We start from the raw sequence: 21,096 nt of genomic DNA on the forward strand, positions 1-21,096 counted from the left end.
GGAGCGTTATGGTCCAGCGTTAAGGCGCGTATTCTTCAATGATTGGACAATGAAACATAATGGATCGTCGAGGAAACGATCAGCATCCGGACGTGGGCGGCGCCTGCTTTCTGCCGTGCTCGTCGTCGTGGTGTTCTTCGCCGGGCTGGCGATTCTCGCCCCCGCCCCTGAATGGCGATGGTTTGTTGGCTTTTACATGCTGATGAGCGCGCTCGGCTTTTCACTGTACGGCCTGGATAAGCGGGCCTCTACGCGTGGCGGCTGGCGTACGTCGGAGGCTCGGCTGCACCTGGTCGAGCTGCTGGGCGGTTGGCCCGGCGCCTTGCTGGCACAACGGGTGTTTCGGCACAAGACCCGCAAGACGTCTTTCCAACTGATGTTCTACGCCGCGGTGGCGGCCAACCTCATAGTGCTGTGGTGGCTGCTCTTTGCGGGCAACCTGTAAGGATCACTTACAGGTTCGCAGTGAGGCTAGATGCCGACCTTTACCCGGCCCGGCTCTCGTCCACGTCATCCTTAAGCCAGGCCTTGATCAGGGACTGATAAGGCATATCCCGCTTGTTGGCCTCGATCTTGATGCGATCAAGCAGCGCTTCGGGTAAACGGAGCGAAATCGTCTTCGTTGACGGCTTCAGCTTCGGAAAAGAAGCGGACTTGGCCTGGCTCCAGTCCACGTAGTCAGAGGAGTCGTGGGTTTCCCAGAAGGTCCGTTCCTCGGCTTCGGTTTTGAACTCAGGCGTCTTTTTTCGTTTGCTCATAAACAGCCCTCTCTTTGCGGTGCATGTCGCGAGCGGAAATCACCCGAATCAGCGTGCCGCTTTGTCTCAGTGTGAACGTTATGTGCAAGAGTCTTCCATCATCCGTCTTACCAAGGGCGTGAAAACGGGCTTCGGCTTGACTGTGCTTGGCATCCTCCAACAGCAGAAGCGGCTCGTTGAAGAAGACTTCTTCCGCCTCGGACTGGCCGACACCATGCTTCTCCGCGTTTTTGCGGGAGTTGCCTTCGTCCCAGTTGAAGCCTGTAACGTGCGCCCAATCGATCATTTTTGTATATTATCATCGTATACAAAGGCGTCAATGACACGAGGATGATCCTTCCTGATCCCTGTAAGGATCACCGATAGGTTTGCCATGAGTGTTGCCACCGTTCGTCTTCAGGCAGAGGTTGAGCAGCATCTGGAAGCCATCGCGAGCCGCCTTCAGCGTAGCAAAGGCTGGGTGATTAACCAGGCGCTCTCGGAGTACATCGAGAAACAGCAGCTTGAGCGAGCGCCTTGCCCGACTTTCCGCGAATGGGCTCGCCCGTGGCGTTGGCCCCGGACCCGGATTCCATTCGCGATATCGTTTTTGGCCGCTACGTGGTTCGTTATTCGGTCCATGCCAGCGCCATTATTGTCCTGAGGGTGTGGCACGGCCCACCCCATGGCACGGCTATTGCTTAAGGTCGTGTCCTTTGACCTTTCCCGGGAGTCAGCGTGACTGAACATCGCACCACCATGAACGACCGCGTGGACGCCGTCCGGCGCAAGCTGGATGTGGACGTCTGCAGCCTTTACCTGGCCCGCCCGGACCAGCAAACCCTGGAGATCGTCGCCACCAGCGGCCTGAACCAGAGCGTGATCGGCAAGCAGCTGGGTTACGCCCAGGGCCTCACCGGCAAGGTGGCCCGCACCCGCCAGCCCGTGGTCGCCCGGGTGATTCAGGACCACGCCGACTATTTCCACGTGGAAGGCTCCGGCGAGGAGCGTTTCAAGAGCTACCTGGGCATCCCCCTGGAGCACGGCGACCAATTGCGGGGCGTGCTGGTGGTGCAGACCGAGTGCACCAAGACTTTTTTCCGCCGGGACATCCAGGAGGTGCACAGCGCTGGCCGGGATGTGCTGGATGGTCTGACGGAACTGGCCAGCACCCCGCACTGAAACGTCCCCTCTTCTTATTCCCGTAGGAGCGACCGGGCGGCTTACCGCTTCGGTCGCGATCATAGGCGATGGGTCGCCCCCGCGGGATGGCGGCAGGGTGAGGAGATGTCAGGCCGCGGTGGGTTGCACGATCACTTCATCCACATTGACGTCATCCGGTTGTGAGATGGCGTAGGCAATGGCGTTGGCGATGGCCGTGGGTTTCAATGCCACTTTGCGGAAGTCTTCCAACCATGCCTTGGTGTCGGCATCGGTGGTGGTGCGGGCCAGTTCGCTTTCCACCACGCCGGGGGAAATGGTGGTCACCCTGATCTTCTTGGTTTCCATTCGCAGGCCATCGGAGATGGCGCGGACGGCGAATTTGGTGCCGCAGTAGACCGCGGCGGTGGGGAAGACGTTATGGGCCGCGATCGAGGCGGTGTTGATAATGTGTCCGCCTCGCTCTTCCATGGTGGGCAGGACTGCCTGGATGCCGTTCAGTACCCCTTTGATATTCACATCAATCATTCGGTCCCACTCGTCCGCTTTCAGGGCCGCCATGGGTGCCAGTGGCATCAGGCCTGCGTTATTGACCAGCACATCAACGGGGCCGAACTCCGCGCTGGCATCGGCCACGACCCGTTGAAAGTCCTCCCGGGAGGTGACGTCCAGAGTGTAGGCCTTGGCAGTGCCGCCATTTTGCTTGATTCTCCGTGCCAGGGCCTCAAGGCGTTCCGTCCGGCGTGCGCCCAGAAGCACGGTATGGCCGGCCAGGGCCAGAGTAAGGGCGGTGGCTTCACCAATGCCGCTGCTGGCGCCGGTGATCAAAATGACTTTTAATTTACGCTGTTCCATGACAAGGCTCCTTGAAGGGCGGTTTAACCGGGGCGGTGAAGGGCCCCTGTTCAAGGCTTGTCATATTAGTTGGCGGGGTGGTGGGAAACGATACATGAAAATCGTCTATTATTGCCCGATTGTCCGAGGTGTGCGGGCGGAAGAGTAATCGGTTGGGAACGGTGAGCACAACAAAGGTGAGCGTAACATTGAAAAAGACACTGGTGCGTCTGGTCGAGCGCGCCGCGACGGAAGAGGGATTCAACCCGACACCGATCCCCAATGTGTCCTGCTACCGGATTTCCCGGCCCAACACCCAAATGCCGGCGGTATACCAGCCTTGCCTGTGCGTCATAGTGCAGGGCCGCAAGAACGTGATGCTCGGCAAGCAGCGTGTCTCGTACGGTGAGTTGGAGTTTCTGGTGGCTTCGGTGCACCTGCCGGTGATTGGCATTGTGGAGGAGGCTACGGAAGAGCGCCCCTATTTCGTGATCCAGATCGATATTGATGGGCAGCGAATCTCCGAGCTGCTCCCGCTTATGCCGTCATCCGCTGTCGCTCATAAGCAGTCCGGGAACGCTCTGTTCATCGGTCAGCTGGATCGTGCCATGGGCGACAGCTTGCTGCGCCTGCTGGGATTGATCGAGGTGCCCGAGGATATTCCCGTGCTGGGTGAGTTTCTGGTGCGCGAGATGCATTACCGCATGTTACGCAGCGAGCACGGCCCTCGGATCGCGCAGATATCCCTCACCGGTACACCGACACAGCGAATCTCCACCATCATAGAGAAACTGCGCAGGGACTATCATCGGCCGATATCCGTGGAAGAACTGGCGCGCCTGGCCGGGATGAGCGTTTCCACTTTTCATGTGCATTTCAAAGCCGTCACCAGTATGAGCCCGCTGCAGTTCCAGAAATCCGTCAGGCTGGTGGAGGCACGTAGCCTGATGCTGTCCCGACAATTGGACGCCGCAAGCACCGCCTATCGAGTGGGGTACGAGAGCCCCTCCCAGTTCAGTCGGGAATACGCCCGCATGTTTGGCAACCCTCCAGTGAGGGACATCGCGCGAATGCGGCGGAGTAACACTACGAACGACCAGGAGAGCGGAGGTGTTGGTGGCATATGAAAATGGATGCCGTCATCGGTTCGATCGGAGAGTCCCAATGTTTGGTGAATCGAAAAAGAACAGCGTGACGCTGCGGGAAGAGCACCGCCCGGGCGACTACCGTTTCCTCGGTGTCACACGCCAGAAGAACGGCGACCTGGTCTTCGAGGGCCAGGACCTGGGCCAGGGCGTTCGCGACGCCTTCGGCTGCGCTGAGTATGAGTGGCGCTGGACCATCAAGGCACAGGATGTGGAGACGCTGCGCCAGGCGCTTGGCCACCGTGGCGATCCTCTTGCACTACTCAAGAAACATTTCAGCGGCGACGCCGCGGCCGGTCTCCAGGGCTTTCTTGAGGAGCATGGGGTTCCGTTCGAATCCTACAGCCGCATTGGTGATTAGGTCCTTGCAAGGCCGGCTTGAGGCCGTTGATTCGGGTTGTCAAAATCCGGCGCGTATCCTTGCCACTGACAGGAGAAAGCCTGATGGAAATTGATGAGGAGAAAGTCGATCAGGCCGTTCTGGCGTTGCTGCATCTGACGCTGCACGACGGTGACCGAGCCTGGAAGTCCTTTGATTGGGATGCCATGAACAGGCTTCATGAAAAGGGCTTGATTTGTAATCCGGTCGGGAAAGCGAAATCAGTCTTGCTGACCGAGGAAGGTTTGAAGGAATCTGAGCGGCGTTTTCGGGAGCTGTTTGGCCGGGACGGATAGGCAAGTGACATCCGAGGTCAATAAGAGTACATTTTAATGTACGTAATTGTGTACGGGAAAGTGCCATGCCGCGAGTCCGAGTTGATGAAGACATCCGCCCTCTGTCCGAATTCCGGGCTGGGGTGGCCACCTTTGTGAGACACATCCACGAGACCCGGCGCCCCATGGTGCTCACCCAGCGCGGGCGTGGCGTGGCGGTGTTGGTGGACGTTCATGAGTATGAGCGAATGCAGGAGCGCCTGGAGGTGCTGGAGGAGGTCTATAAGGCCGAGGAGCAGATCGCTGCGGGGGACGGGATTCCCCATCGGGATGCCAAGGCCAGGATCAAGGGCCGATTGTCGAAATGAACATCGTCTGGTCGCCGCTGGCCCTTGAGCGTGTCGAGGACATTGCTCTGTACATCGCCGAGGATAACCCCGGTGCGGCGGATGGCTGGGTGGATGACATCTTCGCCGCCGTGGAACGGCTCGCGGCGTTCCCCGAGAGCGGCCGAATCGTGCCCGAGGTGGGAGCCCGGCGTATCCGTGAAGTGATCGTCGGCCAGTATCGAATCATTTATAGCGTGAAAGACCGCATCGATGTATTGACGGTGCGGCGGAGCAGCCAGCTTCTGCGCTCCGATGAAATCCACGACGGCGATCCGTAGCCTTCATCGTCTCCCAAGACGCCCACCGGCAAAATCTGGATAATGGCGCCCAGCCAGGCCCCCGCGCCACATTCGCCAACCGGTAGTCTCCCAATGGAAATCAAGGTCAACTTCCTCGACAACCTCCGCCTGGAGGCCAGATTCGACGACTTCACCGTGGTCACCGACCAGCCGATTCGCTACAAGGGCGACGGTTCGGCGCCCAGCCCGTTCGATTATTTCCTGGCGTCGTCGGCGTTGTGCGCGGCCTATTTCGTGCGGGTGTACTGCAAGGCGCGGGACATTCCCACGGAGAACATCCGGCTGTCGCAGAACAACATCGTCGACCCGGAGAACCGCTACAACCAGATTTTCCGCATCCAGGTGGAGTTGCCGGAGGATATTTCCGACAAGGACCGGCAGGGCATTCTGCGTTCCATCGACCGCTGCACGGTGAAGAAGGTGGTGCAGACCGGGCCGGATTTCCAGATCGAGACCGTGGAGAACCTGGACGAGGACGCCCAGGCGCTGCTGGGGACCGGCCTGGATGAGGGCGCGCGCACCTTTATCGAGGGCAAGGACCGGCCGCTGGAGGAGACCATCGCCACCATGAGCCGGGCGCTGGAAGCCCTGGGCATGAAGATCGAGATCGCCTCCTGGCGCAACATCGTGCCCCATGTGTGGTCGCTGCACATCCGCGACGCGGCGTCGCCGATGTGCTTCACCAATGGCAAGGGCGCCACCAAGGAGAGCGCGCTCTGTTCCGCCCTGGGCGAGTTCATCGAGCGGCTGAACTGCAACTTCTTCTACAACGACCAGTTCTTCGGCGAGGAGGTCGCCAACGCCGACTTCGTGCATTACCCCAACGAACAATGGTTCCAGCCCGGCCCCGAGGACGAGCTGCCGGCCGGGATCCTGGACGACCACTGCCGGGCCATCTACGACCCGGATGGCGAGCTGCGCGGCTCCAATCTGATCGACACCAACTCCGGCCGGGTGGATCGCGGTATCTGCTCCTTGCCGTTCGAGCGCCGCTCCGACGGCGAGACCGTGTGGTTCCCCTCCAACCTGATCGAAAACCTGTTCCTCAGCAACGGCATGAGCGCCGGCAATACCCTGGCCGAGGCTCAGGTGCAGTGCCTATCCGAGATCTTCGAGCGGGCGGTGAAAAAACAGATCATCGAGGAAGAGCTGGCCCTGCCGGACGTGCCGAAAGAGGTGCTGACCAAGTATCCCAACTTGGTGGAAGGCGTCGAGGCGCTGGAAGCCCAGGGCTTCCCGGTGCTGGTCAAGGACGCTTCCCTGGGCGGGCAATTCCCGGTGGCCTGCGTGGCGCTGATGAACCCGCGCACCGGCGGCGTGTTCGTGTCCTTCGGCGCCCATCCGAGCATGGCGGTGGCGCTGGAGCGTTCGCTCACCGAGCTGCTGCAGGGCCGCAGTTTCGAGGGCCTCAACGACTTCCCGCCGCCCACGTTCAACAGCCTGGCGGTGACCGAGCCGAACAACTTCGTGGAGCACTTCATCGACTCCAGCGGCCTGGTGTCCTGGCGGTTCTTCAGCGCCAAGGCGGACGTGGAATTTCACGAATGGGATTTTTCCGGCGGCTCTTCACAAAATACGCAGGAAGAAGCGGAGCGCCTGTTCGGCATCCTCGAGGACCTGGGCAAGGAAGTCTACACTGCCTCTTACCACGAGCTGGGCGCGCCGGCCTGCCGCATCCTGGTGCCGGGCTATTCCGAGGTCTACCCGGTGGAGGACCTGGTCTGGGACAACACCAACAAGGCGTTGGATTACCGCGAGGACATCCTTAACCTGCACCGCCTGGACGATGACCAGCTCGCCGCCCTGTCGGAGCATCTGGAAGAAAGCCAGATCGACGACTACACCGACATCATCACCCTGATCGGCATCGAGTTCGACGAGAACACCGTGTGGGGCCAGCTCACCGTGCTGGAGCTGAAACTGCTCATCGACCTGGCCCTGGGCCGCCACGACGAGGCCCTGGAACGCACCGAGGCGTTCCTGCAGTTCAATGACAACACGGTGGAACGCAACCTGTTCTACCGCGCCGTCAGCGCGGTGCTGGAAATCACCCTGGATGACGAACTGGACCTGGACGATTACCTGACCAGCCTGCGCCGCATGTATGGCGCGGAAACCATGGACGATGTGGTCGGCGCCGTGAAGGGCGCCGTCCGCTTCCCGGGGCTCACTCCCACCAACATGCAGCTCGAGGGACTGGACCGCCACCAGCGCCTGATCGAGAGCTACAAAAAACTCCACGCTGCCCGCGCGGCGGCGGCGCGCTGACCGGCGGCGTCACGGGAATCACCCGATCTAGACCTGGGCCTTGAACACCCCGCTGCCCCGGGCGCAGAGCTTGCCGTCGGCGAACACCCGCGCCTCGGCGAAGTTCAGCGTGCGCCCGGTGCGGGTCACTGCTCCCCGCACCTCCAGCCACTGACCCACCCGGGCGGTGCCGAGGAAATCCATACTCAGGTTCACCGTCACCAGCCCCTTGATGCCGCCCAGCGCGCCGGCGCAGCTCAGCCCCATGGCGTTGTCGCAGAGCGTGGAGATCAAGCCGCCGTGGACGAAGCCCCGGCTGTTGGCGTGGGCGTCTCCGGCGCGCAGGCCCAGGCTGAGGCCCTCTTCATGGGGGCGTTGATAAATCGGTTCCCAGGGGGCGGTGAACCCGCTTTTGCGCGGGTGGCGCCGAAAGCCTTCGGGGACGGTATCCATGATGACGCTCCGACAATTTAATGTAGACCAGTCTATATAATTATCATGGACGGTCAATCTTCAGCCAGCAGGCACCGGTCGTCCTCAGTGGCTCGGGGTGATCAAGTGGGCGAGCTGGTTGCAGGCCTCGTGGATTGGTGCCGGGCTGCGCGCCACCCGCGCCTGGATCAGAGAGCCCTCCAGGGCGGAAACGGTCAGCGAGGCCAGCGCCTGTGTCGCTGCCGAGGAGGCGTCGTCCGGCGCGATGATCGCCGCCAGGGTTCGCCGCCAGCGGTCATAGGCTTCCTCGGCGGCGGCGGTGATAAGCGCGGATTGGGGCGTCACTTCCAGCACCGTGGTGGCCAGGGGGCAGCCGTCGCGGTAGTTGGAGTCCGCCAGCCAGCCGGCCAGCAGGGCGCCATAGGCACGCAGGGTGTCGCCGGGGGAGCCGTGGGCCAGGGCGAGCCGTTCCAGGGTGCCGGTGACCAGTTCGCCGGCGTGGCGGATGGCCGCCGCGCCCAGTTCTTCCTTGCCGCCCGGGAAGTAATGGTAGAACGACCCCTTGGGGGCCGCCGCCTCCCTCAAAATGTCGTTGATGCCGGTGGCGGCATAGCCCTGTTGGCGGAACAGGCGTGCGGCGGTGTATATCAGATTGTCCCGGTGCTTGGGGCGGGCTCCCATGACGCACTCCATCGAAAAGCAGTAGACCGGTCTGTATGGTGACACAATCCGGCCTTTGCGGAGGCCCTTTCCTGTTTATGAGTGTGGCGATCATGCAACAGCACGACGATTTTCATCTTTGGAAAACCGACCTGTTGGGGGCGTTGCTGCTCTATGGTGGTTTTGCCTTTGCTCTGGTGCCGGCCTTTCTGCACCGCTCCTTTCCGCTGGGGGTTCTGATCGGCACGCTGCTGGTGGGCAGTTTCTTCCTGCGCAACGTGAAGGATCACTTCGGTTTCTTCCAGTTGCCGAAGTACGCGGTGGTGATCAATTGCTATGTGGGCGGGCTGATCATTTCCGCCATCTGGTACGGCTTGTCCCAGGGCATGCTCAACTAGGACCCTCATTTCGTAGGAGCGACTTCAGTCGCGATCCGGCGTTTGGGTCGGCGGCACGCCCCATCGCGGCTAAAGCCGCTCCTACGGGGGGGTGTTTTCCTTTTGTTGTTCCAGCCGGCTCAGGCGCTGGTCCATGGCGCGCAGCAGCTCGAGCATTTCCTGGCGTTCGTCGTGGGCGCGCTGGTTGGCCTGGTCCCGTTCTTCCTTTTGCTCCAGGTCGTGCACTTCCTGGGTGGCGTTGACGATGATGGCGATGAACAGGTTCAGCACCATGAAGCTGGAGATCAGGATGAACGGCACGAAGAACAGCCAGGCGTGGGGGTACTGTTCCATCACCGGCCGGGCCACGCCCATGGACCAGCTTTCCAGGGTCATGATCTGGAACAGGGTGTAGATGCTGGCGCCCAGGGTGCCGAACCAGTCCGGGAAGGCGTCGCCGAACAGCTCCGTGCCCATCACCCCGAAGATGTAGAACATCATCAGCAGCAGGGCGGCGGTCCAGCCGATGCCGGGCAGGGAATGCATCAGCGATTCCACCAGCATGCGCAGGCGCTTGATGGTGGAAAGCAGCCGCAGCACCCGCAGAATGCGCAGGCTGCGCAGAATCGCCAGGGGCCCGGCGGCCGGCGCCAGGGAAACGGCGACGATCACGAAGTCGAACAGGTTCCAGCCGGAGCGGAAGAAGCGCGGGCCGAAGGCCGCCAGCTTGGCGACGATCTCCACCACGAACACGGCGAGGATCAGGCTGTTGAGCAGGGCCAGTAGTTCGCCGGCCACGTCCATGGCCCGCCGGGAGGTTTCCAGCCCCAGTACCACGGCGTTGAGAATGATCAGGCCGGTGATGAAGTGCCGTACCGCCGGGGATTCCACCCAGTGGCCCAGCCGGGCCCGCCAACCGTTGATTGCCAGTGTCGTCATGCCTTGTTCCGTCGTGCCGGATGATTGTCGGCGCGCAGTATACCGATCACTGCCCGTCGGCGCTCCCGGACCGCTCCTTTCCATGGGCACCTCCTTTTTTTTTGAACTGCCACGCTACGCCGTGATCATCAACTGCTATGTTGGCGGTTTGATCATCGCCGCGATCTGGTACGGGCCATCGCGGTGGATGTTGAACTGACGAATGGAAGGGAAATGTCTATGTGGCGTTTTGTAGTGGTGATGCTGTTGACCTGGTCGTCTTCCGCGATGGCGTCGTCCTTCACCGTGTCGGCGGCGCCCGCGCCGGATTCAAAGCCGGTGGAGTCCTTCCGGGTGTCGAAGGACTGCCTGGATTCCGTGAAGGCGGGTACGGAGGATCAGACCGGCATGCCGGTGGTGTACATCCGGCTGGACGAGGACGGCGGCGTGATGCTCCACGGTTTCACGGTTTCCCGGGTGGGTCACAAAATGCGTCTGGAGGATGGGGATGGCGAGCCGCTCATGGCGACCGAGCCTGTTATCCAGTCTCCCCTGAACAGGAGCCTTATGCTGACTGGCTTCGAGTCCCATCTGGAGGCGAAAGAGGCGGCCGAACGCGTCAAAAATAGCGAGGGTGAGTGCGGGCCACCACGGTGATGCACTGATATTCCCCGCTTTTTTTCTGACTCGCGATTACGTCAACAAGGAGCCACTGACAAAAGCTATCGGTTTGTTCGATTGCCTGTATTTGCCCGATAGGCAGCGCCGGAGTACATCTATGAGTACCGGGCCGTAAGGCCGGCGGAATAATCGCAGGCGTGTTTTTTCAGGGAGAACGACCATGACCGAGAGCAAATGCCCTTTTCACAACACCGCGGGTGGTGGCACCACCAATCAGGATTGGTGGCCCAACCAGCTGCGCATCGACATCCTTCACCAGCATGCGCCGGTGACCAGCCCCATGGACCAGGACTTCGATTACGCGGAGGCCTTCAAGAGCCTGGATCTGGCGGCGCTGAAAAAAGACCTCACCGCCCTGATGACCGATTCCCAGGACTGGTGGCCGGCGGACTTCGGCCATTACGGCCCGCTGTTCATCCGCATGGCCTGGCACAGCGCCGGCACCTACCGGCTGGGCGACGGGCGCGGCGGCGCCGGCACCGGCACCCAGCGGTTCGCGCCGCTCAACAGCTGGCCGGACAACGTCAACCTGGACAAGGCCCGGCGGCTGCTGTGGCCGATCAAGCAGAAGTACGGCAACAAGATTTCCTGGGCCGATCTGATCGTGCTGGCCGGTAACGTGGCGCTGGAATCCATGGGCTTCGAGACCTTCGGTTTCGCCGGCGGCCGCGAGGACCTCTACGAACCCGAAACCGACATCTACTGGGGTGACGAAGGCGACTGGCTCGGCACCGACAAGCGCTACTCCGGCGACCGCGACCTGGAAGACCCGCTGGGTGCCACCACCATGGGCCTGATCTACGTGAACCCGGAAGGCCCGGAGGGCGAGCCGGACCCGCTGAAGGCGGCCCACGATATCCGCGAGACCTTTGCCCGCATGGCGATGAACGACGAGGAAACCGTGGCCCTGATCGCCGGCGGCCACACCTTCGGCAAGACCCACGGCGCCGGCGACCCGGGCCTGATCGGGCCGGAGCCGGAAGCGGCGCCCATCGAATCCATGGGCCTGGGCTGGCACAGCCGCCATGGCAGCGGCTTCGGTGACGACACCATCACCGGCGGCCCGGAAGTGACCTGGACGCAACAGCCGACGCAATGGACCAACCTGTTTTTCGAGAACCTGTTCGGCCACGAATGGGAGCTGGAGAAGAGCCCGGCCGGTGCTTACCAGTGGGTGGCCAAGGACGCGCAGGCGGACATCCCCTACGCCCATGACAAGAGCAAGAAGCGCAAGCCCACCATGCTCACCACCGACCTGTCGCTGCGCTTCGATCCGGTCTACGAAAAAATTTCCCGGCGCTTTCATGAGAACCCGGCGGAATTCGCCGATGCCTTCGCCCGCGCCTGGTACAAGCTCACCCACCGGGACATGGGCCCCATCGAGCGTTACCTGGGCCCGGAAGTGCCGAGCGAAGAACTGATCTGGCAGGACCCGGTGCCCAAGGTGGACCACGCCCTGATCGACGACCAGGACATCGCCGCCCTCAAGGCCAGGATTCTGGACAGCGGCCTGTCGATTCCGGATCTGGTGAAAGCCGCCTGGGCGTCCGCCTCCAGCTATCGCGGTTCGGACATGCGCGGCGGCTCCAATGGTGCCCGGGTGCGGCTGGCGCCCCAGAAGGACTGGGCGGTGAACGACCCCAAAAACCTGGACAAGGTGCTGAAGACCCTGGAAGGCATCCAGGGCGAATTCAACGGCGCCGCCTCCGGCGGCAAGAAGGTATCCCTGGCGGACCTGATCGTGCTGGCCGGCGCGGCGGCGGTGGAGAAAGCCGCGGAGAAGGGCGGCCATAAGGTCACCGTGCCGTTCACCCCGGGCCGCACCGATGCCTCCCTGGAGCAGACCGACGTGGACTCCTTCCGCTACCTGGAGCCGTTCGTGGACGCGGTGCGCAACTACCGCAAGGCCAAGGCCACGGTGGACGCGGAGCACCTGATGATCGACCGCGCCCAGCTGCTCACCGTCACCGCCCCGGAACTGACCGTGCTGGTGGGCGGCATGCGCGCCCTCAACGCCAACTACGATGGTGCCGAGCACGGCGTCTTCACCGACCGCCCGGAAACGCTCAGCAACGACTTCTTCAAAACCGTCGTGGACATGAGCATCGCCTGGGCGCCGGTGTCCGAGGACGACGACTACCTGTTCGAAGGCCGCGACCGGTCCACCGGCAAGCTCAAGTGGACCGCCACCCGGCTCGACCTGATCTTCGGCGCCAACTCCCAGCTCCGTGCCCTCTCCGAGGTGTACGGCGCCGACGACGCCGAAGCCAAGTTCGTGAAGGACTTCGTGGCCGCCTGGGCCAAGGTCATGGACCTGGGCCGGTTCGACCGATAAGAAAGTGATATGGATGAGGGCGAGGAGCCGATCCTCGCCCGCTTTCTAAAGAAGAGTATTTAGTGTAATTGGGGAGGAGGTGCTAATCGATAAGTGTCGCGGAAAAAACTTGAGTATCACAAAGGCTTTTGGAGCAGCCTTCCGCATGGATGGGGTAAGTTCCTGGTTGATCCTTTACCCAGCTCGACGACTATCGATCAGTATTGATTCATGCGTTCCTTGCCCTGTGTGAGTGCGTAAAATACTGAGAACACAGCTTCCCGGGTCCCTTGCAGCTTCGGTGCTGGAGTTAAACCAAGCTTGGCCGGCGCCGTGGAAACGGTAGGCTGCCCGCATTAGAAAAACAGCATTGATTCCAGCAGTGGCGGTGCTGTTTGCATCCTGCCATCTAAGGTATTGACCCCCCCACCTCAATGTCTTGAGGCGATATTGATCCTGAACTGTTTTTTTGTCGATTGGGCTGATCTCACAACTTACTGAATATACTACATCGTCGGAGTATATTATTTTCGAGGCCTCACCGGGTTCTATTGGTTTGCCGCCGTAAAAGGCACATGCCCTAACGTCCAGGTTGCGTGCCTCTGGAGACCTCCATATGAGTTCGAGTCTTCCATTTTCTATAACTCTGAAGCGACGCTTGGCGTATATTTCGTTTTTTCCGTCTTTCAGGTAGTACTCTCGCTCAAGGATTATACCTTCTTCATCCGACCATCTTGATTCGCCGATGATAGTCGCATTTGTCACAATATCTGGATCAAGGGGGGTGGATAGGGGGCCGTCTTCGGGAGGGGAGGCCGACCAAGCAGAGGTTGATGTTACTATTAGGACTGCCGAAATAATCCTTATCATGATGTTCTCCTTTTTATTCGCCCATAATCGATATAGCATGAATTATTAAGTCAAGCAAGTTGTCCTTTTTGTGTCAGAATTATTGATCTTTAGTGGCATGCGCGCCCTCAATGCCCACTACGATGGCGCCGAGCACGGCGTCTTCACCGACCGCCCGGAAACGCTCAGCAACGACTTCTTCAAAACCGTCGTGGACATGAGCATCGCCTGGGCGCCGGTGTCCGACGACGCCGAGGCCAAGTTCGTGAAGGACTTCGTGGCCGCCTGGGCCAAGGTCATGGACCTGGGCCGGTTCTGATCCATCCCTGGCGGGACCCCGAGGGTGACATCACCCCGGGGCCCCGCCTCTTTCTTGATTCAATGTAATCTTCATGAGACATTAAAGTGGTTAATGACTCATGAAGATTACATTATGCCTGCTCCTTATCGCCCCTCTCCGGCGGTCCGCCGAGCCTTGCGGAAACTGGGCGAGGATATCCGCGAAGCGCGCCTGCGCCGTAACCTGTCCATGGAAATCGTGGCCGAGCGCGCCGCGACTTCCCGCGCCACCCTGACCCGTTTGGAGAAGGGGGACACGGCGGTGAGCGTCGCGATTCTGGCCGGTGTGCTGCAGGCGCTGGGCATGCTGCCCCGGCTGGCGGACCTGGCCGACAGCGCCGAGGACCCCCAAGGGCTTGAGATCAGCCGGGAATCGCTGCGCCAGCGGGCCTCATCGCCGCGCGCGAGGGGTGACAAGGATGAGTAACGTCGAAGTGTTTCTGGATTGGCGGCGCCGGAATCGTCGCGTTGGCCTGTTGCGCCGCCATGCCAGCAGGGGCCGGGAAACGGTGACCTTCGAGTACGCGCCGGAATGGTTGGCGGCGGACGACCGCTTTTCCATGGACCCGGCGCTGCCGGTGGGGCCGGGCCTGTTTCGCCCGCCGGCGGGCGCGGAAATGTTCGGCACCCTGGGCGATTCCGCGCCGGACACTTGGGGCCGCATGTTGATGCGCCGCCGCGAACGGCGCGCGGCGGAACGGGAAGGCCGGGCGGTACGTACCCTTCACGAGACCGACTTTCTGCTCGGTGTCTCGGACCAGACCCGGCTTGGCGCGCTGCGCTTTCGGTGGCAAGGGGATGCGGTTTTTCAGGCACCGCAGTCCAGGGGGGTGCCGGACCTCCTCGCGCTGGGTGATTTGCTCGGGGCTTCGGAGCGGATCGTTCGCGGTGAGGAGACCGATGAAGACTTGCGTATGATCTTCGCGCCGGGCTCTTCGCTGGGGGGCGCCCGCCCCAAGGCGTCCGTGATCGATCAGCACGGGCGGCTGGCGATCGCCAAATTCCCCAAGGAAACCGATGAATATTCCCTGGAACGCTGGGAAGCCATCGCGCTGGATCTGGCGGCGCGAGCGGGAATTCGCACCGCCGACCACGCATTGCATGAGGTGGCCGGGCGGCCGGTCTTATTGTCCCGCCGATTCGACCGCGACGGCGATGAACGGATTCCTTTCCTGTCGGCCATGTCGATGACCGAGCACCGGGATGGCGAACGGGGCAGCTATCTGGAAATTGTCGATGCCCTTGCCGAGCAAGGGGCGAGCGCCCGCGAGGATCGCCGGGAACTGTTCCGGCGCGTGGCGTTTTCCATCCTGGTTTCCAACGTGGACGATCACCTGCGCAATCACGGATTCCTGTGGCAAGGCGGGGCCGGCTGGTCCCTGTCGCCGGCCTATGACCTCAACCCCACGCCTCAGGATATGAAAGCCCGCGTATTGGCCACCAACATCGATCTGGATGATGGCACCTGCTCCATCGAACTGCTGCGCTCCGTGGCGGACGAATTTTCCCTCAAACCGGCGGAAGCGGATGCGTGCATTCGGGAAGTGGCCAAAGCCTGTAAGGGGTGGCGTGATGCGGCGAGAAAGCGGGGCGCTCCCGCTGCTGAAATCAAGCGCATGGAAAGCGCCTTCGAACATGAGGACCTGGCCACTGCCAGCCGTTTGTAGAAGCGGTGTTACGAGACCCAGGGGTTGATCAAGAGAATGCCAAGAGGCTCGAAGTCCTTGGTGTTGCGGGTGGCCAGGGTGGCGCCGTGGGTCTCGCAGATGGCGGCGATCTGGCCGTCGGCCATGCTCACCGGGGTGCCGTTGCGTTCGGCGTTGGCGATTTTCTGGGCGTAGTGGCTGGCGGCCAGGGCGTCGAAGGTGAGCAGGCGCCCGCTGAATTCCCGGTCGAACAGCTCGGCGGCCAGCATCGCCAGGGTGCGTTGCCGGCGGCCGGCGGGCAGCCGCTCGATGCCGTACAGGATCTCCGCCACGGTGATGCTGGTGGTGGCCACGTCCCGGGCCGGTTGCCGGTCCAGCCAGTGCACCACCACCGGGTTCGGCGCCGGGCGCATCAGCTCGGAGAGCACATTGGTGTCGAGGACGATCATCAATCCAGGTCCGCCGGACGCGGCGGGTCGCGGCGCTCGGGCAGCTCCAGCTCCTGGCCGTCGTAGGCGGCGAAGCGGTCACGGATGCGGCTGCCCAGGCCCTGTTCCGGCGCCGGCTCGCTGAGGGCCCGGCGCAGGATCCGGCGTACTTCCTCTTCCATGGAATGGCCGTGCCGGGCGGCTTCCAGCCGCAGGCGCTGTTTCAGGTCGTCATCGAGATTGCGGACGGTCAGGGTGCTCATCGGCGTTCTCCTCAATGGATGACAGCAATGCTAGCACTGCTGTCATCCGGAGGAAAGCCACCACTTGCCGGCCCTCAGGCCCGCGCCGGCTCCGGTGGCGTGGCGCCGCCGGGCAGCGCCAGCCGCAGGTTGTTCAGCCAGGTGGTGCCGAACTGCCGCCACAGGGGCGCGGAGTTGTAGGGCAGGCCGTAGCGGTCCGCCAGGGCTTTCACCCGGGGCGCCACCTCCGGGTAGCGGTTGCTGCACAGGTCCGGGAACAGATGGTGCTCGATCTGATGGCTCAGGTTGCCGGACATCACATGGAACAATGGGCCGCCGGTGATGTTGGCGGAGCCCAGCAGCTGGCGCAGGTACCACTGACCACGGGATTCCCCTTCGGTCTGCTCCTGGGTGAAGTGATAAACGCCGGCGGGGAAATGCCCGCAGAAGATGATCACGAAGGCCCAGATATTGCGCATGGTGTTGGCCACGAAGTTGGCGCCGGCCACCAGCAGGAACACGGTCAGCGGTGATTCCGGCACCACCAGGGAAATCGGCAGCGCCACCAGGGCGGCCAGGCCCGGCCACATGATGTAGTCCTTGCGCACCTGGCCCCACACCTTGCGGCCGATGTGCTTCATCAGCGGCAGGATCTCCTTGGGCTTTTTCTTGCGCTCGGCCACGTCGATCAGCGCCTGCTCGTGCAGCGCCACGCCTTCCTCGAACAGCAACATCAGCAGCACGAAGTACACCGGCTGCAACAGGTAGGCGGGCTTCCAGGGCTGGTGCGGGGTCACGCGCATGATGCCGTAGCCCACGTCCAGATCCTTCTCCAGCACATTGGTCCAGGTGTGGTGCACCACATTGTGGGAGTGCATCCAGCGGTCCGACGGGCTCATGGTGTCCCACTCCCAAGTGTTGGACTGGATCTCCGGGTCCTTCATCCAGTCCCATTGGGCGTGCAGCACGTTGTGGGCGATTTCCATGTTCTCCAGGATCTTGGCCAGGCCCAGCAGGATCACGCCCAGGGCCATGACGATCAGCGTGGACGGCCAGCCCGCCAGGGCGTGGCCCCAGGCCGGCAGCAGGAACAGGCTGGCGTAGATCACCAGCCGGCCCACCAGGGCCATGGCGCGCTGGGTGCGGATCAGCCGCAGGATGTAGAGCCGGTCCTTCTCGCCCCGGGATTCCAGGGTCTCGTGGTAGATGGCGTCCATCTCACGGCCAAACTCGTCGATCTGTTCGTCGGTGAGGTCCACCGGCAAGGGTCGTTTCGTGCTCATGCCGTTCTCCCTAAAGTGCCAGTTCGCAGTCCCCGGCGGCCGCGCACACGCACACCTGCACGATGGCGCCGGGTTCGTTGATGAAGTCGCCGCTGCGCAGGTCGCGCACGCAGCCGGATGTGAGGGTGGTGTTGCAGGTATGGCAGATGCCCATGCGGCAGCCGTGCGGCGGGTTGAGCCCGGCGTCCTCGGCCACGCGCAGCAGGTTGGTCTCGCCGTCCGCGTCCACGTCCAGGTTGCTGCCGGCGAAGCGCACCCGGCCGCCCACGGCGTCGTCGGGAATCGGTGCGAAGTCGGCGCGGAAACGCTCGATGTGCAGCCGCCCGGCGAGCCCGGCGTTTTCCCAGGTTTGCTCCAGGGCGGCCAGCAACGCCGGTGGGCCGCAGGCGTAGCAGTCCCGCTCGCGCCAGTCCGGGCAGAGACGCTCAAGCTGCGCCTCGGTGAAATGGTTCTGGTCCTCGGGGGCGTGGCGGGTGTGCACCTCGTGCAGGTGGTAGTGCGGCTGCGCCTGATCCAGCCGGCGCAGCTCGCGGCCGAAGATGGTGTCGAACTCATGGGGCGCGTAATGGATGTGCACGGTATCCGGCAGTCGCTCCTGGGCGATCAGGCTGCGCACCATGCTCATGGCCGGGGTGATGCCGCTGCCGGCGGTGATGAACAGCGGCTGCACCGGCGAGGCGTCCGGCAGATAGAACTCGCCCTGGGGCAGCCCCACCGGAATGAAATCGCCCACCTTCAGATTACGGACGATGTGGTGGGACAGCCGCCCACCGTCGATCTTCTTGACGGTAATAGTGAAGCAGCCATCGTCGCGCTCCGGCGGCGATGAGATGGTATAAGTGCGGGTGTAGTGGCGGCCGTCCACCGGAATGCCCACGCGAATATGCTGGCCCGGCCGGTGCAGCCGCCAGTTGGCGCCGGGCTTCAGGGTCACGGTGCGGGCATCGCGGGTTTCGTCCCACACGTCCACCACCCGGGCGTGCATGCGGTGGGTGGTCCACAGCGGGTTCACCAGCTCCACGTAGTGGGAGGTGCGCAGCGGGAACGCGAACATATCACTGATCGCGGACAGCCGCGTCAGCCAGCGCCTGGGTGCCTTGCTTTCCGGTACCGGGGTCGTCATGCCTGCCTCCTGATTCCCTTATTATGCTAATCAGCCATGCTTTGTGTACAGGTGTTCACGGTAACGGCAAAGCCGCCGTTTGGGAAGACGGCAATTTTGTTCAACGGTGCCGCCGCGCCCATCGCTCCGGCGTGAAGGTCAATTCCCGGTAAATTCGGTAGTGCTACGGAAGAGGCCGCCGGTTCCACCTCCTAGTATCGAAATAACCTTCGATCAAAAAAGGAGAACAACATGGCGACCGGCTATCTGTGGGATACCCTCTACGGTTGGATGGACACCGGCACCGGCGGCCTTACCAGCGCCAATCTGGCGGCAAGGGTGCAGCCCATCAGCCATCACCTGGCGCACCCGGACACCAAGCGCCGCTTTCACGAGCTGGTCCGGGCCTCCGGCCAGTTCCAGTCGCTGACCCCGGTGAACGCCCGCCCGGCCCGGGACGAGGACATCCTGCGTGTCCATACCGCCGGCCATCTGGAGCGGATGCGCGAGCTCAGCGCGCGGGAAACCGGCGGTGACGCCGGCGATGGCGTCACCCATCTCGGTAATGGTGGCCTGGAGATCGCGCTGCTGGCCGCCGGCGGCGCCATCGAGATGGCCAAGAGCGTGGTCGGCGGCGAGATCGACAACGGCTACGCGCTGGTGAATCCGCCGGGGCACCATGCCCCGCGTGACGCGGCCATGGGCTTCTGCATTTTCAACAACAGTTCGGTGGCGGCGGCCTACGCCCGGCATGAGTTGGGGCTGGAGCGCGTGGCGATCGTGGATTGGGATGTGCACCACGGCAATGGCACCCAGGACATCTGGTGGGAAGACCCGTCGGTGCTGACCCTGTCACTGCACCAGCACCTCTGCTTCCCACCGGAATCCGGCTACCTGCATGAACGGGGTGGCGGGGCCGGGCAGGGCTACAACCTGAATGTGCCGATGCCCCCGGGCTGCGGCAATGGCGCCTATCTGCACGCCATGGACACCGTGGTGCTGCCGGCGCTGCGGGCCTACCGCCCCCAGTTGATCATCGTCGGTTGCGGGTTCGATGCCAGCATCATGGACCCGCTGGCCCGGATGATGGTGACCTCGGAAGGGTTCCGAAGCATGACCCGGCGCATCCGGGAGGCCGCCGGTGACCTCTGCGAGGGGCGCCTGATGTTCATCCAGGAAGGCGGTTACAGCCCGCACTATGTGCCGTTCTGCGGCCTGGCGGTGCTGCAGGAGCTGGCCGGTGAGGGCGGGTTGGAAGATCCTTACCTGGAGTTTCTTTCCGGCATGGGCGGCGCCGAGCTGCTTGATGAGCAGCGTGCCCGCATCGAGGACGCGGTGCCCTTGATCGACGCCTTGCGTTGAGCGCCGTCAGTGCCCCAGACCGGGCACGGACGCCAGGATCAATCCCCGTGCATCGGGCACGAACCAGTTGTTGGCCGCCGCCTGGGCCGACAACTGGGCGCGTCTTTGCACGCCCAGCCGCCGCAGCAGGGAAGCCACGTGGGAATGCACGGTGCGTTCACTCAGGCAAAGGCGCCGCGCGATGTCCCGGTCACCAAGCCCCGCCGCCAGCCAGCTGAGCACGCGCATCTCGGCGCTGGTCATGTTCATCGGCAGCGGTGTGGGCGTCAGCGTCGCCAGCACGTCCTCCCCGGCGAGTTTTTGCGCGTGCAGCCGAAAGGCGCGGCGCCCCTCCAGCCAGAACGCGGTGAGCGTATCGTCCTTGAGCGAAGCCAGCGCCCGGGCCATCCGTTGGTGATCCAGGCCGGCCGGCGGGCGCGGCGCGTATAACGCCTGCCGCCCCGGCTGACGGTCGAAGTACACCGGGACCGACTGTTCGGCGTGCAGCGCCGGCAGGCGCTCCCGCAGGGCGGCCTCCAGCAACGGTTGGGCGCCCCGCGCCAGGGTGCGCACCCGCTGATTGAAGGCGCCCGGCGTGCAGGAAGAGAAATGCGCCAGTCCCAGATGCCGCCCCTCGATGCCCAGCTCAATGGTCATGCCGTCCTGGAAACCCTGAGGGTGCAGAGCGGACCGGTAAACCGACGTCGCCAGGAACGGCGGAAACATCTTGCCGGCGCACTCACTGATGGAAGGCGGCAGCCGGTCCCGGGGGGAAAGCTGTCGGGTAAAACCCGGCGGATAGAGGCGCGGAAACTGGTCGGCGAGGGCATCGATGCTGGCTGGGGAATATCCTTGATGCCACAGCGAAACATGACGCTTCTGCGACGGCAGAAACGCGACCAGTTGCGCGGCATCAAAGCCGATCAGCTCCCGCAGCGCCAGGATGGGTTGCTGCAATGGCGACATGGTGGTCACCCCATTGTTATTCTCTTCGCTCATGGCAGCACCGCCTTGAGAC

General features: G+C 62.8%; 28 protein-coding genes. 16 read left to right on the forward strand and 12 right to left on the reverse strand.

All coding sequences use genetic code 11. The features are described 5' to 3' along the window. Positions 1-49 precede the first annotated feature (49 nt). On the forward strand, positions 50-445 hold the full coding sequence (locus tag JF515_RS19495; protein WP_238401135.1) for a DUF1294 domain-containing protein: 396 nt from the start codon (positions 50-52) through the stop codon (positions 443-445). A 40-nt stretch (positions 446-485) separates the two neighbouring features. On the opposite strand, the gene JF515_RS16740 is transcribed toward JF515_RS19495, so the two are convergent. Both JF515_RS16740 and JF515_RS16745 read right to left on the reverse strand, forming a co-directional pair. After that, on the reverse strand, positions 486-758 hold the full coding sequence (locus JF515_RS16740; RefSeq protein ID WP_203105600.1) for a BrnA antitoxin family protein: 273 nt from the start codon (positions 756-758) through the stop codon (positions 486-488). Next, a complete protein-coding gene (locus tag JF515_RS16745; RefSeq protein ID WP_203105601.1) occupies positions 733-1,044 on the reverse strand; it encodes a BrnT family toxin in 312 nt (103 codons plus the stop codon). The genes JF515_RS16740 and JF515_RS16745 overlap by 26 nt, the downstream gene beginning before the upstream one ends. Positions 1,045-1,274: 230 nt before the next feature. Here JF515_RS16745 and JF515_RS16755 point away from each other — a divergent pair, with 230 nt between their 5' ends. Together JF515_RS16755 and JF515_RS16760 are read left to right on the forward strand one after the other, a co-directional pair. Next, the gene (locus JF515_RS16755) at positions 1,275-1,442 is read left to right on the forward strand and encodes a type II toxin-antitoxin system RelE/ParE family toxin (RefSeq protein WP_425305608.1); all 168 of its coding nucleotides are present in this window, start codon (positions 1,275-1,277) and stop codon (positions 1,440-1,442) included. A gap of 33 nt (positions 1,443-1,475) precedes the next feature. After that, positions 1,476-1,919: a GAF domain-containing protein gene (locus JF515_RS16760; protein WP_338015242.1), complete on the forward strand. Its 444-nt coding sequence runs from the start codon at positions 1,476-1,478 to the stop codon at positions 1,917-1,919. A 108-nt stretch (positions 1,920-2,027) separates the two neighbouring features. Here the strand turns inward: JF515_RS16760 and JF515_RS16765 are convergent, their stop codons facing one another. After that, the gene (locus tag JF515_RS16765) at positions 2,028-2,753 is read right to left on the reverse strand and encodes an SDR family oxidoreductase (RefSeq protein WP_203105603.1); all 726 of its coding nucleotides are present in this window, start codon (positions 2,751-2,753) and stop codon (positions 2,028-2,030) included. A gap of 188 nt (positions 2,754-2,941) precedes the next feature. Between JF515_RS16765 and JF515_RS16770 the strand changes: the two genes are divergently transcribed. The 6 genes from JF515_RS16770 (at position 2,942) to JF515_RS16795 (ending at position 7,487) form a co-directional block, all read left to right on the forward strand. Further along, positions 2,942-3,859: an AraC family transcriptional regulator gene (locus JF515_RS16770; protein WP_203105604.1), complete on the forward strand. Its 918-nt coding sequence runs from the start codon at positions 2,942-2,944 to the stop codon at positions 3,857-3,859. Between the two features lie 37 nt (positions 3,860-3,896). Further along, positions 3,897-4,238: a hypothetical protein gene (locus JF515_RS16775; RefSeq protein ID WP_203105605.1), complete on the forward strand. Its 342-nt coding sequence runs from the start codon at positions 3,897-3,899 to the stop codon at positions 4,236-4,238. A gap of 83 nt (positions 4,239-4,321) precedes the next feature. Then, complete coding sequence (locus JF515_RS16780) at positions 4,322-4,552, forward strand: DUF6429 family protein (protein WP_203105606.1); 231 nt, start codon at positions 4,322-4,324, stop codon at positions 4,550-4,552. 65 nt (positions 4,553-4,617) lie between these two features. Further along, positions 4,618-4,899, forward strand: a complete 282-nt coding sequence (locus JF515_RS16785; RefSeq protein WP_203105607.1) for a type II toxin-antitoxin system Phd/YefM family antitoxin — start codon at positions 4,618-4,620, stop codon at positions 4,897-4,899. Next, positions 4,896-5,198 (forward strand): type II toxin-antitoxin system RelE/ParE family toxin, encoded by a 303-nt coding sequence (locus JF515_RS16790; protein WP_203105608.1) that lies wholly within the window; start codon positions 4,896-4,898, stop codon positions 5,196-5,198. Before JF515_RS16785 ends, JF515_RS16790 begins: the two co-directional genes overlap by 4 nt. A gap of 93 nt (positions 5,199-5,291) precedes the next feature. Beyond that, positions 5,292-7,487: an OsmC domain/YcaO domain-containing protein gene (locus JF515_RS16795; protein WP_203105609.1), complete on the forward strand. Its 2,196-nt coding sequence runs from the start codon at positions 5,292-5,294 to the stop codon at positions 7,485-7,487. A gap of 27 nt (positions 7,488-7,514) precedes the next feature. Here the strand turns inward: JF515_RS16795 and JF515_RS16800 are convergent, their stop codons facing one another. Together JF515_RS16800 and JF515_RS16805 are read right to left on the reverse strand one after the other, a co-directional pair. Continuing rightward, positions 7,515-7,919 carry a PaaI family thioesterase gene (locus JF515_RS16800; RefSeq protein ID WP_203105610.1) on the reverse strand — a complete coding sequence of 135 codons (405 nt, stop codon included), beginning with the start codon at positions 7,917-7,919 and terminating at the stop codon, positions 7,515-7,517. An 84-nt stretch (positions 7,920-8,003) separates the two neighbouring features. Next, positions 8,004-8,579: a TetR/AcrR family transcriptional regulator gene (locus JF515_RS16805; RefSeq protein ID WP_203105611.1), complete on the reverse strand. Its 576-nt coding sequence runs from the start codon at positions 8,577-8,579 to the stop codon at positions 8,004-8,006. A gap of 92 nt (positions 8,580-8,671) precedes the next feature. Here JF515_RS16805 and JF515_RS16810 point away from each other — a divergent pair, with 92 nt between their 5' ends. Further along, positions 8,672-8,956, forward strand: a complete 285-nt coding sequence (locus JF515_RS16810; protein WP_203105612.1) for a hypothetical protein — start codon at positions 8,672-8,674, stop codon at positions 8,954-8,956. An 81-nt stretch (positions 8,957-9,037) separates the two neighbouring features. Here the strand turns inward: JF515_RS16810 and JF515_RS16815 are convergent, their stop codons facing one another. After that, positions 9,038-9,874: an ion transporter gene (locus JF515_RS16815; RefSeq protein ID WP_203105613.1), complete on the reverse strand. Its 837-nt coding sequence runs from the start codon at positions 9,872-9,874 to the stop codon at positions 9,038-9,040. A gap of 213 nt (positions 9,875-10,087) precedes the next feature. Here JF515_RS16815 and JF515_RS16820 point away from each other — a divergent pair, with 213 nt between their 5' ends. Together JF515_RS16820 and katG are read left to right on the forward strand one after the other, a co-directional pair. Then, positions 10,088-10,510, forward strand: a complete 423-nt coding sequence (locus tag JF515_RS16820; RefSeq protein WP_203105614.1) for a hypothetical protein — start codon at positions 10,088-10,090, stop codon at positions 10,508-10,510. 184 nt (positions 10,511-10,694) lie between these two features. Then, entirely contained in the window at positions 10,695-12,869 is a 2,175-nt protein-coding gene (gene katG / locus JF515_RS16825; protein WP_203105615.1) for a catalase/peroxidase HPI, read from the forward strand. A 174-nt stretch (positions 12,870-13,043) separates the two neighbouring features. Here the strand turns inward: katG and JF515_RS16830 are convergent, their stop codons facing one another. Then, the gene (locus JF515_RS16830) at positions 13,044-13,718 is read right to left on the reverse strand and encodes a hypothetical protein (protein ID WP_203105616.1); all 675 of its coding nucleotides are present in this window, start codon (positions 13,716-13,718) and stop codon (positions 13,044-13,046) included. Positions 13,719-13,815: 97 nt separating this feature from the next. Here JF515_RS16830 and JF515_RS16835 point away from each other — a divergent pair, with 97 nt between their 5' ends. The 3 genes from JF515_RS16835 to JF515_RS16845 all read left to right on the forward strand — a co-directional run bounded on the left by JF515_RS16835 (position 13,816) and on the right by JF515_RS16845 (position 15,703). After that, positions 13,816-14,016, forward strand: a complete 201-nt coding sequence (locus JF515_RS16835) for a hypothetical protein (protein ID WP_203105617.1) — start codon at positions 13,816-13,818, stop codon at positions 14,014-14,016. A gap of 114 nt (positions 14,017-14,130) precedes the next feature. Beyond that, positions 14,131-14,463: a helix-turn-helix domain-containing protein gene (locus JF515_RS16840; protein ID WP_203105618.1), complete on the forward strand. Its 333-nt coding sequence runs from the start codon at positions 14,131-14,133 to the stop codon at positions 14,461-14,463. Beyond that, the gene (locus JF515_RS16845) at positions 14,456-15,703 is read left to right on the forward strand and encodes a type II toxin-antitoxin system HipA family toxin (RefSeq protein WP_203105619.1); all 1,248 of its coding nucleotides are present in this window, start codon (positions 14,456-14,458) and stop codon (positions 15,701-15,703) included. Before JF515_RS16840 ends, JF515_RS16845 begins: the two co-directional genes overlap by 8 nt. 8 nt (positions 15,704-15,711) lie before the next feature. Here JF515_RS16845 and JF515_RS16850 read toward each other — a convergent pair whose 3' ends face one another. The 4 genes from JF515_RS16850 to JF515_RS16865 form a co-directional block, all read right to left on the reverse strand. Then, positions 15,712-16,131 carry a type II toxin-antitoxin system VapC family toxin gene (locus JF515_RS16850; protein WP_203105620.1) on the reverse strand — a complete coding sequence of 140 codons (420 nt, stop codon included), beginning with the start codon at positions 16,129-16,131 and terminating at the stop codon, positions 15,712-15,714. Then, complete coding sequence (locus JF515_RS16855) at positions 16,131-16,373, reverse strand: FitA-like ribbon-helix-helix domain-containing protein (RefSeq protein WP_161385719.1); 243 nt, start codon at positions 16,371-16,373, stop codon at positions 16,131-16,133. Before JF515_RS16855 ends, JF515_RS16850 begins: the two co-directional genes overlap by 1 nt. 74 nt (positions 16,374-16,447) lie before the next feature. Further along, a complete protein-coding gene (locus tag JF515_RS16860; RefSeq protein ID WP_203105621.1) occupies positions 16,448-17,635 on the reverse strand; it encodes a fatty acid desaturase family protein in 1,188 nt (395 codons plus the stop codon). Between the two features lie 10 nt (positions 17,636-17,645). Beyond that, positions 17,646-18,758: a ferredoxin reductase gene (locus JF515_RS16865; protein WP_203105622.1), complete on the reverse strand. Its 1,113-nt coding sequence runs from the start codon at positions 18,756-18,758 to the stop codon at positions 17,646-17,648. 231 nt (positions 18,759-18,989) lie between these two features. Here JF515_RS16865 and JF515_RS16870 point away from each other — a divergent pair, with 231 nt between their 5' ends. After that, positions 18,990-20,099, forward strand: coding sequence for a class II histone deacetylase (locus JF515_RS16870; RefSeq protein WP_203105623.1), 1,110 nt, complete (start codon positions 18,990-18,992; stop codon positions 20,097-20,099). A gap of 6 nt (positions 20,100-20,105) precedes the next feature. On the opposite strand, the gene JF515_RS16875 is transcribed toward JF515_RS16870, so the two are convergent. Further along, positions 20,106-21,077, reverse strand: a complete 972-nt coding sequence (locus JF515_RS16875; RefSeq protein ID WP_203105624.1) for a helix-turn-helix transcriptional regulator — start codon at positions 21,075-21,077, stop codon at positions 20,106-20,108. Between the last annotated feature and the right edge of the window lie 19 nt (positions 21,078-21,096).

The sequence above is a fragment of the Alloalcanivorax marinus genome, assembly GCF_016785095.1.
In the GTDB taxonomy this organism is placed as follows: domain Bacteria; phylum Pseudomonadota; class Gammaproteobacteria; order Pseudomonadales; family Alcanivoracaceae; genus Alloalcanivorax; species Alloalcanivorax marinus_A.

What these genes read in the sequence shown, in the direction of transcription:
- JF515_RS16820 (WP_203105614.1), top strand. Translation starts at nt 10,088, where the DNA reads ATGTCTATGTGGCGTTTTGTAGTGGTGATGCTGTTGACCTGGTCGTCT.
- JF515_RS16830 (WP_203105616.1), bottom strand. Translation starts at nt 13,718, where the DNA reads ATGATAAGGATTATTTCGGCAGTCCTAATAGTAACATCAACCTCTGCT.
- JF515_RS16875 (WP_203105624.1), bottom strand. Translation starts at nt 21,077, where the DNA reads ATGAGCGAAGAGAATAACAATGGGGTGACCACCATGTCGCCATTGCAG.
- JF515_RS16740 (WP_203105600.1), bottom strand. Translation starts at nt 758, where the DNA reads ATGAGCAAACGAAAAAAGACGCCTGAGTTCAAAACCGAAGCCGAGGAA.
- JF515_RS16840 (WP_203105618.1), top strand. Translation starts at nt 14,131, where the DNA reads ATGCCTGCTCCTTATCGCCCCTCTCCGGCGGTCCGCCGAGCCTTGCGG.
- JF515_RS16745 (WP_203105601.1), bottom strand. Translation starts at nt 1,044, where the DNA reads ATGATCGATTGGGCGCACGTTACAGGCTTCAACTGGGACGAAGGCAAC.
- JF515_RS16860 (WP_203105621.1), bottom strand. Translation starts at nt 17,635, where the DNA reads ATGAGCACGAAACGACCCTTGCCGGTGGACCTCACCGACGAACAGATC.
- JF515_RS16835 (WP_203105617.1), top strand. Translation starts at nt 13,816, where the DNA reads ATGCGCGCCCTCAATGCCCACTACGATGGCGCCGAGCACGGCGTCTTC.
- JF515_RS16765 (WP_203105603.1), bottom strand. Translation starts at nt 2,753, where the DNA reads ATGGAACAGCGTAAATTAAAAGTCATTTTGATCACCGGCGCCAGCAGC.
- JF515_RS16810 (WP_203105612.1), top strand. Translation starts at nt 8,672, where the DNA reads ATGCAACAGCACGACGATTTTCATCTTTGGAAAACCGACCTGTTGGGG.
- JF515_RS16775 (WP_203105605.1), top strand. Translation starts at nt 3,897, where the DNA reads ATGTTTGGTGAATCGAAAAAGAACAGCGTGACGCTGCGGGAAGAGCAC.
- JF515_RS16870 (WP_203105623.1), top strand. Translation starts at nt 18,990, where the DNA reads ATGGCGACCGGCTATCTGTGGGATACCCTCTACGGTTGGATGGACACC.
- JF515_RS16815 (WP_203105613.1), bottom strand. Translation starts at nt 9,874, where the DNA reads ATGACGACACTGGCAATCAACGGTTGGCGGGCCCGGCTGGGCCACTGG.
- JF515_RS16780 (WP_203105606.1), top strand. Translation starts at nt 4,322, where the DNA reads ATGGAAATTGATGAGGAGAAAGTCGATCAGGCCGTTCTGGCGTTGCTG.
- JF515_RS19495 (WP_238401135.1), top strand. Translation starts at nt 50, where the DNA reads ATGAAACATAATGGATCGTCGAGGAAACGATCAGCATCCGGACGTGGG.
- JF515_RS16865 (WP_203105622.1), bottom strand. Translation starts at nt 18,758, where the DNA reads ATGACGACCCCGGTACCGGAAAGCAAGGCACCCAGGCGCTGGCTGACG.
- JF515_RS16800 (WP_203105610.1), bottom strand. Translation starts at nt 7,919, where the DNA reads ATGGATACCGTCCCCGAAGGCTTTCGGCGCCACCCGCGCAAAAGCGGG.
- JF515_RS16790 (WP_203105608.1), top strand. Translation starts at nt 4,896, where the DNA reads ATGAACATCGTCTGGTCGCCGCTGGCCCTTGAGCGTGTCGAGGACATT.
- katG (WP_203105615.1), top strand. Translation starts at nt 10,695, where the DNA reads ATGACCGAGAGCAAATGCCCTTTTCACAACACCGCGGGTGGTGGCACC.
- JF515_RS16805 (WP_203105611.1), bottom strand. Translation starts at nt 8,579, where the DNA reads ATGGGAGCCCGCCCCAAGCACCGGGACAATCTGATATACACCGCCGCA.
- JF515_RS16855 (WP_161385719.1), bottom strand. Translation starts at nt 16,373, where the DNA reads ATGAGCACCCTGACCGTCCGCAATCTCGATGACGACCTGAAACAGCGC.
- JF515_RS16795 (WP_203105609.1), top strand. Translation starts at nt 5,292, where the DNA reads ATGGAAATCAAGGTCAACTTCCTCGACAACCTCCGCCTGGAGGCCAGA.
- JF515_RS16845 (WP_203105619.1), top strand. Translation starts at nt 14,456, where the DNA reads ATGAGTAACGTCGAAGTGTTTCTGGATTGGCGGCGCCGGAATCGTCGC.
- JF515_RS16850 (WP_203105620.1), bottom strand. Translation starts at nt 16,131, where the DNA reads ATGATCGTCCTCGACACCAATGTGCTCTCCGAGCTGATGCGCCCGGCG.
- JF515_RS16785 (WP_203105607.1), top strand. Translation starts at nt 4,618, where the DNA reads ATGCCGCGAGTCCGAGTTGATGAAGACATCCGCCCTCTGTCCGAATTC.